Here is an 11,015-nt window from a genome sequence, read left to right as displayed (position 1 = left end):
GCCGGCGCCGCTGCACGACTACGAGCTTTCGTAGCGCGAGGCCCGCTGCGATGGCGCGAGACTTTGGTCTTCGGCAATGGCGAATGGCGAGGCAATCGATGTTCAGAGGAAAGTTCTCAACCCTGGTCTTCCTGCTCTGCGGCGCGGCGTACTGCCATGCCGCCTCCGGCCTCGAGCTGATCACCGATGCCGAAGCGAAGCTGCCTTCGGCCTATCTCGAGAACAAGCGCGCCGGCCTCACGCGCGGACCCGGCATCGAGGTCGCGAGCCCGAGCACCGAGGCCGGCCGCGAGGCGGTCGCGCTGAAGATCGGCTTCAAGCCGCGCGGCGGCGTCGTGATCGATCCGAAGACGGTGAAGGTGCAGTACATGAAGGAGCCGGTGGTCGACCTCACCGAACGCGTGCGGCCCTACATCAGCGATACCGGCATCGCGATCGACGCCGCGCGCGTGCCCGCGGGCGAGCACCAGCTGCGCGTGCAGGTCGGCGATGCCGAGGGCCGCGTCAGCAGCAAGTTGATCCAGTTCAAGGCGCAATAGGCCGCATGGGCGTTGCCGCAATCTCGCCGGACGCGCCGCGCACGGTCGCCTGTCCCTACTGTGCCGAGCCCATCGCCGAGCAGGCGCTGGCGTGTCGGCATTGCGGGCGCGACCTGTTCTTCTTCGCGCCGTTGCGGCGCGAGCTCGAGGCATTGTCGCGGCGTGTCGCGGAACTCGAGGATGCGCTGAGTGCATCGCGCAGTGCGGCGGTGACGCCGGCCGCGCCGGTGGTCCCGGCACCGAAAGCAGCCGAGCCAGCGATCCCGCCAACCCCCACGCAGCCCCAGCGCCCCAGCATCGGCTCGGTGCTGCTGTTCCTCGTGCTGCCCGTGCTGTGCCTGGTCGCGATGCATGCCGTCACCATCGTGCTGCTCGACCTCAGCGAGCTGTACCTGCGCGTGGCCTCGGTGATCCTGCCACTGGGCCTGGGCATGCTGTTCGTCGCGTTGTTCAGGGTGCGGCTGCCCTACCAGCTGCTGATGGCCGTGGCCATCGCCGTGCTGTCGGTGCTCGGCATGGCGGCGGTCATCGCCTACACCGACGACGTGCCGCTGATGCCGCGGGGCGCTCGCGAATGGCGCGAGATCCTCTATTACGTGACGAGCATCGCCTTCAGCCACATCACCGGCATCTTTACCGGCCTGCTGGTGTTCCATCGCCGCAACCGCGGCATCGACCGGCTCTCGCACCGCCTCGCGAGCGCGCTCACCGACGGTTCGCCCGCGCCGGGCAAGGCGCAGCGCCTGCGCCAGTACACCGAGCGCATCCGCGACTTCATCACGCTAGTCACGCCGATCGTGACGGCGATCGTGTCGGTGGTCACCGGCATCGTGACCTTGCTCAAGAAGTAGCCGGGCCGCCGGCCGACCATGGCCAATGTCCTGCATGCGCTGTCGCCGAAGGATGGCGTGCCGCGCCGTGACCGCTGGCGAGGCTGAGCCTTTCATCCGCAAAAGGAGGTCCCCATGCCAGCCAGCACCCGCAGCGCCGAGCACGCGGAGAACACCGAGCCGCTTCCGCGCGAGGAGCCCGAGGTCGGCAGCGAGGAGTCGGTGCCGACCGATGGCCGCGACACCGAGGGCGAGAAGCTGATGAAGGACGTGAAGAACCCGAAGCTCCACGAGCCGGGCCTGGCCGAGCACAAGACGCCAGAGAAAGCCGAAAAGGCCGAGAAGACCGAGGGCGGCAAGAAAGCCGCCTGAACTTCGGTCAGTCGAGCACCAGCTGCGTCTGCGTCACCAGCGCGCAGAGCCGCCCGTCGGCATTGGTGACCGAGGTCTGCCACACCATCGTCGTGCGGCCGCGGTGCAGCGCCACGCAGGTGCCGGTCACGGTCGTTCCCAGCTTCGCGCCCGCGATGAACTTGGTGCTCGAATCGGTGGTGGTCGTGCGCTTGCCCTCGGGCAGGTTCGCGATCGTGCCGACCGCGCCCAGCGTGTCGGCGAAGGCCATGTAGGCGCCGCCGTGCAGGATGCCGCCGGCGGTGCAGAGGTCGGCACGCACCTCCATCTGCGCGACCACGCGATCGGGTTCCAGCATGGTGAGGCGCACGCCCATCAAGCCGGGGAAGATCGGTTCCAGCAGTTGCTGGAGCGAGGCGATGTCGAGCATGCAGGTCTCCTTGGGACGGCGGGCCGCCGATGGAGACCGATCCTAAGCACGCGGCGCCGCGCACGCCATGCGGTTCACCCCGATCACCCCATGACGTCGGCCAACAGGTCCGGGCTCGGCACCAGCTCGCCGCGCTCGATGCGCCCGATGATCTCGTTCACGCGCCGGTGGTAGCGCACGTCCACCCCGACCTCCTCGCCGCGCCGCGCCACCAGGCCGTTGATGTACTCGGTCTCGGTGCGCCGGCCCTTCTGGATGTCCTGGCCCATCGAGGGCCGCTGGCCGTCGCTGCGCGAGTTCGCCACCTCGAGGATCATGCGTGTGATCGCGTCGCGCGCCGCGGCGTCTTCCTCCGCGCGCGCCAGCAGGTCGAGGTCGAGCCCGCCCACCGGCTCGAGCGCCAGGCCCAGCGCGCGGCCCACGCGGATGCTCGAGCTGCCGAGCCGGATCGTGAGTTCGCGCGCCACCTCGTTCATGTCGCGCTGCTTGCCGCTCAGGCCCGTGAGCGCGCACACGCCGTTGCGCATCGCGTTGATCGTGAGCTTGGACCAGCGCTCGCCCCAGAGGTTGGTCGTGACCCGGCTGGTGTCGCCGTGCGCGAGCAGCGCCGAGATCGCTTCGGCGCGCGGCGTCACGCGACCGTGCAGCTCGCCCACGCGCATGCCCCATTTCTTCTCGTCGCCCAGCGGCGAGTTGCGCACGATGCGGGCCGGCGCCACCAGCTCCGCCGCCAGCGCGCTCACCGAGCAGCCCAGCGTGCGTTCCCAGCCGGCGATGGCCGCGATGCTGTCCTCGTTGATGCCGTTCTGCAGCGACACCACGCAGCCCGTGGGCGCGAGCAGCGGCAGGATCAGCTGCGTGGCCCAGGCCGTGTCGTAGGACTTCACGGCGATGAATGCCACGTCGAAGGCCGCTTCGCGCGCGAGCTGCGCCACCTCGCCCACGTGCAGCGCGCGCACCTTCGCATGCACCGCGCCCGCGCCGTCCATGCCGTTCATTCCGCTCACGCTCAGGCCGTCGCGCCGCATGGCCTCGACGTGTTCGGGCCAGGCGTCCACCAGCGTGGTGTCGACCCCCGCCCTGGCCAGGTGCGCGCCCACATAGCCGCCCACGGCCCCCGCGCCCACGATGCATATCCGCGTCATTCGTTGCTCCTTCTTCGATCGGTTGAAAACGCGAAGCGCGCCGCCAGCCGCCCGAAGGGGAGGGCGCCGCGCCTCAGAGATTGAAGCCGCGCGCCTCCGTGCCCAGCTCGGCGGCCGCGCCCTCGAGCTCGCCACGCAACTGCGCCAGGTGCTGCTCGCCATAGAGCTCGGGCGTGCCGAGCAGGCACAGCGCGGCGAAGGCCTGGCCATCGGCACCGCGCACCGGCGATGCGAAGGCATGGATGCCGGGCACCACGTCGCCGAGGTTCACGCCGAAGCCGTGCCGGTCGGAGCGCTCGCGCATGCGCTGCAGCGCCGCGAGCCGCCCGGAGCCGCAGCGCGCCACTTCCTGCGCCACGTTGTCGAGCAGCACCGCGCGCGCCTGCGCCGCGTCCAGCGTCTGCAGGATCGCGACCCCGCCTGCCGTGGTGAACAGCGGCCGACGCGCGCCCGGGTAGAGCACCGAGCCGGTCAGTGGAAGCAGGCCCTGGCGCACGCTGCACACGTGTTCGTTGCCGCTGCGCAGCAGCAGCACCGCGATGCCGCGCATGCGGCGCGCGAAGGCCTCGAGCAGCACTTCGGCGCGGCGCTGGAACAGCAGGTGGTCGGGCAGCGCCAGTCCCAGTTCGTGCATCAGCGGGCCCGGCAGGTAGTGGCGGTCGGCCGCGCGCTGCGTCACCAGCCGCTCCTCGACCATGCAGGCCAGCATGCGGTGCACGGTCGCCTTGTCGAGCTCGCAGGCCACGGCCAGGTCGGACAGCCGCCAGCCGAACTGCGGCCGCGACGCGACCACGCGCATCAGCTTGATCGCGCGGCCCAGGCTGCGCGTGCCGGGTCGTTCGGGGGCGGCGGGCGCGTCGTCCTGGATGATCGGCTGGTCGGTGTCCATCGTCGGTGCTTCCTCGGGCAGATGCGGGGGAGGCCCACCGGACAGGGGCGCGGCGGGCGCGAACCACGCATTCTGCGATGGCGGGATGCGCGCGATCAGCGAAGACACCGCGGCCCGCTCCTCAGTCGCCGCCGAAGCCATAGAGCCGCGCCGGGTTGTCCACGAGGATGCGACCGAAGGTCCGCGCATCCGGCGACCACTGCCGCAACTGCGCGAGCACGCCGGCGTTGTCGACCTCGTGTGGCGCGCTGACCTCGGTGGCCGATCCGGCCGCGCCCGGCTGCGGATGCGGCCAGTCGCTGCCCCACAGCATGCGTTCGGGGTTGCAGCCGATGAAGCGGCGCGCCAGCGCTTCCATGTCGGCATGGCCGGGCATCGTGCTGCAACGGTAGGGCGCCGAGAGCTTGACGTAGGCCCGGCCCTCCTCGACGAGCGCGAGCACCGCGGCCAGCGCAGGCGTGTCGGGGCCGTCCACCGCCTGCGCGCCCGCGTAGTGATCGAGCACCACCGGCACCGGCAGTTCGCGGATCGCCGCGGCGCAATCGGCCAGCAGCGGCAGGCTCGCATAGACCTGCACATGCCAGCCCAGCGGCGCCACGCGTTCGGCCGTGCGCCGAAGCTGCGTGGTGGCGCGGCGGGCATCGCCCTCGCGATCGATCTCGAGGTTGACGCGCACACCACGAACGCCGGCCGCGTCCAGCGACTGCAATTGCGCGTTGGTGGTGGCGTCGTCGATCACCGCCACGCCGCGTGCCCGCGCCGGACCCAACTGCCGCAGCGCCTGCAGCGTCGCAGCGTTGTCGAGTCCGTAGACGCTGGGCTGCACGATCACCACGCGAGCGATGCCGAGCGCGTCGTGCCATTGCGCCAGGGCCTCGATCGATGCCGGCGGCGGCGTGTAGCGGCGCGCGGGCAGCAACGGAAACTCGCGCTCGTCGAGGAAGACGTGCGTGTGGCAGTCGCAGGCGCCGGGCGGAAGCTGCGGCGAAGGCCGCTGTATCGAGGATGTCGTCATGCTGTGGTGACGATAGCCGTCCGTTCCGCGCCCCGGCCGGATCGTGGGCAGCGGAATTTCATGGGTTGAACTTTCGCGCCCCGCCACGAGCGCACGCCGCGGGGGTGCTCGATATTCTGCGCAGGGCCCGGGCAAGCCCGCCGCGGACATCGCAGAACAACGGAGACGACATGCCACCCTTCATTTCGCGCAAGACCTTCCTTCGACGGCTGGCCGGATCGCTCGCGCTGGCCCTCGGGCCCGCTGCGGCGCTGGCTCAGGGTTTTCCCGCCAAGCCCGTGACCCTCGTGGTCCCGTTCGTGGCGGGCAGTCCGACCGACATCGTCGCGCGCGCCTTCGCCAGCGAGTTCTCGCTCGCGCTCAACACGCCGGTGCTGGTGGACAACAAGCCCGGCGCCAACCAGACCATCGCCGGCAGCTACGTGTCGCGCGCGGCGCCCGATGGCTACACCCTGTTCTTCGCCAACCTGCCGGCCGTGGTCGCGCCCTCGCTGCGCGCCAGCCTGCCCTACCAGGGCGTGGGCGACTTCGCGCCGGTGTCCGACGTGCTGACCATCGGCTTCATGCTCGTGACCGCGCCCCATGTGCCGGCCACCACGCTCAAGGAGTTCGTCGCGCTGCTCAAGGCCGATCCGTCGAAGTACTCCTATGGCTCCTCGGGCATCTCGACGCCGATCCACCTGATGGCGGAGATGTTCAACAAGGAGCTCGGCGTCAAGACCCTGCACGTGCCCTACAAGGGCGCCAACCAGGTCCAGCTCGACCTCATGAGCGACCGCGTGACCTACGCCTTCCTGCCGACCGGCACCATGGACTACGTGCGCGCCGGCAAGCTCAAGGCCTTCGGCCTGGCCGCCAGCCAGCGCGACCCGGCCTACCCCGAGCTGCCCACCATGGAGGAGTCGGGCATGCCCGGCTTCAAGGCCACGGTCAACTTCGTGCTCGTCGGCCCGAAGAAGACCCCGCCCCAGGTGTTGGCCAAGCTCAACGCCGCGGCCAACAAGGTCGTGGGCAGCGACGCCTTCTACGGCAAGGTCAAGCCCGTGGGCGGCGTCGAGCTGTCGCGGCCCGCGACCACGGCGCAGGTCGGCGCGCACATCGCGGCGGAGGAGGCGCGCTGGAATGCGCTGATCAAGCGGGCCGACATCCAGCTCGAGTGAAGTCGTGCCGCAGTCTTCAGAGCGTGAGCCCGCCGTCGATAGTGAAGCTTGTGTCGCTCACGTAGAGGGCTTCGTCAGGTGATAGACGCTCGCGTACCGATCAAGGAGGTGCGGGCCGTCACGACGCGCGCTTAGCCGAAGACTTGGCCGACACTCGTGCCGTTAGTGCCTTTTGGGAGGCTCATGTCGTTCATGGCGTGCCCCTTCTCAACGGCCCGCCGCCTCGACGATTACGCGCGTGACCACCTCGGGCTGCGAGGTCATCACCATGTGCGAGGCGCCCTTGACCACCACCGTCTTCTTCGCGTGCGCGCGCTCGGCAATGAAGGCCATCGCGGCCGGTGGAATGTTCTTGTCGCGGTCGCCATAGACGAACTACGAGGGCACCGACTTCCAGGCCGGCGCCTCCGCCGCCTCGTTGAGCGTGATTTCGCCGAGACACAGGCGCTGGTCGAGGCCAGCGTCGCCAGCGCGCGCATGCAGCGCAGTGTGGCCGAGCCGCTGCAGCGCGTTGATGTCGACGGCCTGCTCGACAACCTCGTGCGCGGCTACCGCGACGCCGGCCGCGCCATCGCACTCGACGGCCGCATCGGCCAGCCGGTGGTCGCCTGCCCACTCGCGCTGCGGCGCGTGCTGGCGAACCTGATCGACAACGCGTTGCGTTATGGCAGGGACGTGCGAGTGTGCGCGCACGTCGATGCGCAACGACTGGTGCTGGCGGTGGTGGACTCGGGGCCGGGGATCAAGCCGGCGCGGATCGATGCGGTATTCGCGCCGTGGGTGCGGGGGCGTCAGGGGCAGGAGGACAAGCCTGGGTCTGGGCTTGGGCTGGCTATTGCGCGGCGGTTGGCGCGGTCGATGCAGGGGAGTTGTTATTGCGGAACCGGCGCAGTGGGGGAGGCGCGGTTGACGTTGGTGGTGGCGTGAAGGGGGAGACGAAGCCTAGGCGGAAGGGGTTAATTACCGCGAGGATTGTTGTGGGGGAACGCGATGGTAAGTCCGCTTGAGACTGGGTGCAGCCGTTTGCTTGCGAACTGTGGATGACAGGCTTCGGCCCTTAGCAGACGGCCGAGGTTGCGAACATGCTGTCGGAAACTGACGTGGGTTCGCGAGAGCATGGCCTCGTGCTTGCACTGCATGGCGACCTTGATTCCTTCATACAACGAATCTGTGCGCAAGCAACGAGCGCCTACTTTGAGAGGCGTACGGAGCTGCGGCTGCTGGTCCCTGACTAACCGCCGGTCAAGCGACCGCATGGGCTCGAATATCCTCTAGAAGATTCACCAGCGTCGATACTTTCGTCGACGGGAAAATACCCAGCGGCCCCTGCGAGTTGATATCCGTGAACGGCGACTGAAACAGCCGGTCCGCCTCCATCACCCCGTTCAACGTCAGTTCCTGCACAACCAGCTCAATGAATTCGATCTGATCCGGCGTCGCGGTTGTTCCGCTCAGGAACTCGCTGAAGGCCTGCATCGCCGCCTCACGATCCAGACCAACCAGCGAGCGGATGAAAAGCCCGAGACCCTGGCTTTTCTCTTTCGCCTCGTCGATCAGCGCCTTCGTGCCACCGGCCTCGACCAACATCCTCTCCAGCTCGATCAGGTCGGCGGCCGTCAGCGCTTGATTCCTGCGAAGCCGCTGCAGTGACAAATGCGCCTCGTGTGCCTTCAAGAACTGCCTGGCCTTCTCTTTGAACTTGACCATGTTCAGGCCTGCTGTCACCTGCGGCAGGTCGACCTGGGTCGTTTCGCCGAGTTCATCTTCGAAGTCGGTATAGACGATCTTCTTCTGCCCCTTCGGAATCAGCTTGACCAGCGCGCGTAGTCGGCGCCGAACCGTCTCCAGCATCGGCACGGTCACATCGCCCCACCACTCGTCGCCCGCCACGGCGCTGATGAGCATGATCTCGGCCTTGATCGCCGGGATCGCTACCTGGTCTTCCAGCGCGCTGGCAATGGACTGGATCTTTTCCTTCAGGCTGGCGAAGTCGGGCAACGCCTGCAGGATGGACAACTGCGTGCGCAGCATCAGCATGTCGAAGCGCTTGGCCTCTTCGTCTTCGTCGGCCTGTTGCGACGGCAGATCGGCGACGCGGTGCCCCAGCTCCGCGTGGTCGTCGTCGCTCAGATGCTTCCAGGCCTTTGCCTCGACGTATTTCTCGACGAACTGACGCTGTGGCCGCACGACGAAGTTGTCGATGTTCATTGCGGCAACGCGCGCTCGCAGTAGTTCGGCCGTCTCGTTGCGCAGCTGCTCTTCGGTCGGATGCCCGAAGCCCTTGGGAAGCGCCTCACTGGCCTGCATGCCGTACTTCTGGCGCTTGTCCAGCTCGGCGATCATTCCCAGCCGCGCCTTGAAAAGCCGGGTGCTCAGCGGCTCGCTCGATACGCCATCTGAGGTGGCCGGGTTCTGGCTGAAAAACTCCAGGTTCTGGCAGAAGTCGAAGACGAAGAAGTTCTGCTTGTGCTCGCCCGGGCCGAAGAGGTCTTCGCACAGCCGCGTGCCGCGCCCCAGCATCTGCCAGAACTTGGTCTTGGATCGCACAACCTTGAAGAACACGAGGTTCACCACCTCGGGCACGTCGATGCCGGTGTCCAGCATGTCCACCGACACGGCGATATGAGGCATCTTCTCCTTGGCCGAGAAGTCGTCGATGATGCTCTGCGCGTACTCAGTCTTGTACGTCACGACCCGCGCGAAGTGGCCCTTGTACTGCGGGTAGTTGACGTTGAAGCGGTCGGCGATGAAGTCGGCGTGATCATTGTTCTTGGCGAAGACGATGGTCTTGCCCAGGCGGTCGCCGCCGGCCACCTTCTGGCCCTGCGTCATCAGAACTTCCAGCGCCTTATCGACGGTATCGATGTTGAAGAGCCACTTGTTCAGCTCGGCGGGGTCCACCTCCGTGGGCACGGTGCCGTCCTCGCTCCACTCCTGCGCGTCCCACTCCTCCTTTTCGTCCTCGGAGAGCTCGTCGTACCTGATGCCTTGCCGCTGGAACTTCAGCGGTACCGAGATGGCCACCGGCGGCACCAGGTGCCCATCGGCCACGGCTTCGTCCAGCCCGTAGGCATCGGTCGGCACGCCCGTTTCTAGGTCGAACAGGCCGTAGGTGTTCTTGTCGATCTCGTCTTTGGGCGTGGCCGTCAGGCCCACCAACAGCGAATCGAAGTAGTCGAAGATGGCCCGGTACTTCTGGTAGACCGAGCGGTGCGCTTCGTCGATGACGATCAGGTCGAAGTGGCCCACGCCGAAACGCCGCTGCCCGTCGAACGCCTCGTCGATCAGGCCCATCATCGTGGGGTAGGTCGAAACGAACAGCCGACCCTCGGTGCTCTTGTCGGTCACCAGATTCACCGGCGCCGAATCCGGCAGGTGTGCCTTGAAGGCATTGACGGCCTGGTTGACCAGGGCCACGCGATCGGCCAGGAATAGCACGCGCTTGGCCCAGTTGGCGCGCATCAGCACGTCGGCCAGCGCAATGACCGTGCGCGTCTTGCCGGCGCCGGTGGCCATCACCAAGAGCGACTTGCGGACGTTGTCCAGCTCGAAGCTGGCGCCCACGCGGCGCACGGCCCGCGTCTGGTAGTAACGCTCGATGATTTGCCCGTTCACCACCGTATGGGCCAGGGCCTTGCGGCTGCTGCGGCGCTGTACCAGTAGTTCCAGCTCCTGTTTCTTGTAGAAGCCCTGCACGGCCCGGGGGACGTACATGCGGTCGTCCCAGATCCAGTGTTCGTAGCCATTCGAGTAGAAGATGATGGGCCGCTGCCCGTACATCGCCTCCAGGCAATCGGCGTACAGCTTCGCCTGCTGCTGGCCGACCGTGGCGCTCTTCGTTGTGCGCTTAGCCTCTACCAGCATCAGCGGCTTGCCGTCGTCGCCCCACAGCACATAGTCGACGAAGCCCTTGTTTTGGCCGTTCGGCATGCCGATCACCTCGACCTCGAAGTTCTTCGCCGGGTGCAGCGTCCAGCCGGCTTCCTTCAGCAACAGGTCGATGAAGGCCTTGCGTGTCTCGGCTTCGGAGTAGTCGTGTGTATCGGGCTGCGCGCTGTTCGCCTTCTTGGCGGCCGCTACTTCTTCACGCAGCTTCTGCAGCTCGGCATCCAGCGCCGCCTTGCTGGCCAGCACATCGGTGAGTTTCTGGTCTTTTTCGTGCAGTTGCGCTGCCAGTTTCTGCAGTTGCTCTGCCGTCTGCGGCGTGGCTGCAGCGGCGGGCTTGTGCAGCAGCTCGGTCTTGAAGCTCAAACCCGGCTCGGGCCGCCCACTGCGGCCGTAGGTGCGGGCCAGCCAGTAGCCGAAGTGGAACAACTCCCGCGTGGCCGACAGCGCGTCGGTCGGCGCCACCTTCTTGGTGCTGTGCACCGCCAGATTGCCCAGGTCCTTGATGAGCCGGGCCTTGGTGAACAACGCGTCGCCCACCCCCGTGCGAAAAGTGGGTTCGTAGATCAGCGCGTTCAAGTTGTCCTGGTATGGCAGCTTGAAGGTCTTGTCATGCTTGTAGAGCCAGGTCACAGCCAGTTCCAGCGCCCGCCGCGCGTAGAAGCACGCGGCACGGGCGTCGCTGTGGGCACTGGCCTCGGCTCGGTGAGCCGCTTCGAACACCAGCGGCCATTCGGTCTGCAGGAAGGCGAAGTTGCTCATAGGTGAAGG

General features: G+C 67.4%; 11 protein-coding genes. 5 read left to right on the top strand and 6 right to left on the bottom strand.

What is annotated here, in order from left to right; all coding sequences use genetic code 11:
- Positions 1 to 98 precede the first annotated feature (98 nt).
- The 3 genes from AC07RM_RS13065 (at position 99) to AC07RM_RS13055 (ending at position 1,741) form a co-directional block, all read left to right on the top strand.
- Positions 99 to 539, top strand: coding sequence for a hypothetical protein (locus tag AC07RM_RS13065; protein WP_495334762.1), 441 nt, complete (start codon positions 99 to 101; stop codon positions 537 to 539).
- A 5-nt stretch (positions 540 to 544) separates the two neighbouring features.
- The gene (locus AC07RM_RS13060; protein ID WP_495334761.1) at positions 545 to 1,390 is read left to right on the top strand and encodes a zinc ribbon domain-containing protein; all 846 of its coding nucleotides are present in this window, start codon (positions 545 to 547) and stop codon (positions 1,388 to 1,390) included.
- A gap of 114 nt (positions 1,391 to 1,504) precedes the next feature.
- Positions 1,505 to 1,741 (top strand): hypothetical protein, encoded by a 237-nt coding sequence (locus AC07RM_RS13055; protein WP_495334760.1) that lies wholly within the window; start codon positions 1,505 to 1,507, stop codon positions 1,739 to 1,741.
- A gap of 7 nt (positions 1,742 to 1,748) precedes the next feature.
- Here AC07RM_RS13055 and AC07RM_RS13050 read toward each other — a convergent pair whose 3' ends face one another.
- The 4 genes from AC07RM_RS13050 to AC07RM_RS13035 all read right to left on the bottom strand — a co-directional run bounded on the left by AC07RM_RS13050 (position 1,749) and on the right by AC07RM_RS13035 (position 5,199).
- Complete coding sequence (locus AC07RM_RS13050; protein ID WP_495334759.1) at positions 1,749 to 2,150, bottom strand: PaaI family thioesterase; 402 nt, start codon at positions 2,148 to 2,150, stop codon at positions 1,749 to 1,751.
- An 83-nt stretch (positions 2,151 to 2,233) separates the two neighbouring features.
- Complete coding sequence (locus AC07RM_RS13045; RefSeq protein WP_495334758.1) at positions 2,234 to 3,295, bottom strand: ketopantoate reductase family protein; 1,062 nt, start codon at positions 3,293 to 3,295, stop codon at positions 2,234 to 2,236.
- A 73-nt stretch (positions 3,296 to 3,368) separates the two neighbouring features.
- Positions 3,369 to 4,184 carry an IclR family transcriptional regulator gene (locus tag AC07RM_RS13040; protein ID WP_495334757.1) on the bottom strand — a complete coding sequence of 272 codons (816 nt, stop codon included), beginning with the start codon at positions 4,182 to 4,184 and terminating at the stop codon, positions 3,369 to 3,371.
- A 121-nt stretch (positions 4,185 to 4,305) separates the two neighbouring features.
- Positions 4,306 to 5,199, bottom strand: a complete 894-nt coding sequence (locus AC07RM_RS13035; protein ID WP_495334756.1) for an amidohydrolase family protein — start codon at positions 5,197 to 5,199, stop codon at positions 4,306 to 4,308.
- Between the two features lie 170 nt (positions 5,200 to 5,369).
- Here AC07RM_RS13035 and AC07RM_RS13030 point away from each other — a divergent pair, with 170 nt between their 5' ends.
- Positions 5,370 to 6,359, top strand: a complete 990-nt coding sequence (locus AC07RM_RS13030; RefSeq protein ID WP_495334755.1) for a Bug family tripartite tricarboxylate transporter substrate binding protein — start codon at positions 5,370 to 5,372, stop codon at positions 6,357 to 6,359.
- Between the two features lie 207 nt (positions 6,360 to 6,566).
- On the opposite strand, the gene AC07RM_RS13025 is transcribed toward AC07RM_RS13030, so the two are convergent.
- A complete protein-coding gene (locus AC07RM_RS13025; RefSeq protein WP_495334754.1) occupies positions 6,567 to 6,692 on the bottom strand; it encodes a hypothetical protein in 126 nt (41 codons plus the stop codon).
- Between AC07RM_RS13025 and AC07RM_RS13020 the strand changes: the two genes are divergently transcribed.
- Positions 6,666 to 7,286, top strand: coding sequence for a sensor histidine kinase (locus AC07RM_RS13020; RefSeq protein ID WP_495334753.1), 621 nt, complete (start codon positions 6,666 to 6,668; stop codon positions 7,284 to 7,286). The genes AC07RM_RS13025 and AC07RM_RS13020 overlap by 27 nt on opposite strands.
- Before the next feature lie 315 nt (positions 7,287 to 7,601).
- Here the strand turns inward: AC07RM_RS13020 and AC07RM_RS13015 are convergent, their stop codons facing one another.
- Positions 7,602 to 11,006: a DEAD/DEAH box helicase family protein gene (locus AC07RM_RS13015; RefSeq protein ID WP_495334752.1), complete on the bottom strand. Its 3,405-nt coding sequence runs from the start codon at positions 11,004 to 11,006 to the stop codon at positions 7,602 to 7,604.
- Between the last annotated feature and the right edge of the window lie 9 nt (positions 11,007 to 11,015).

Source organism: Variovorax sp. GW821-FHT09B05 (assembly GCF_059418265.1).
The sequence above is the reverse complement of the archived record's forward strand: the minus strand, read 5'-3'. Positions and strand labels throughout refer to the sequence as shown.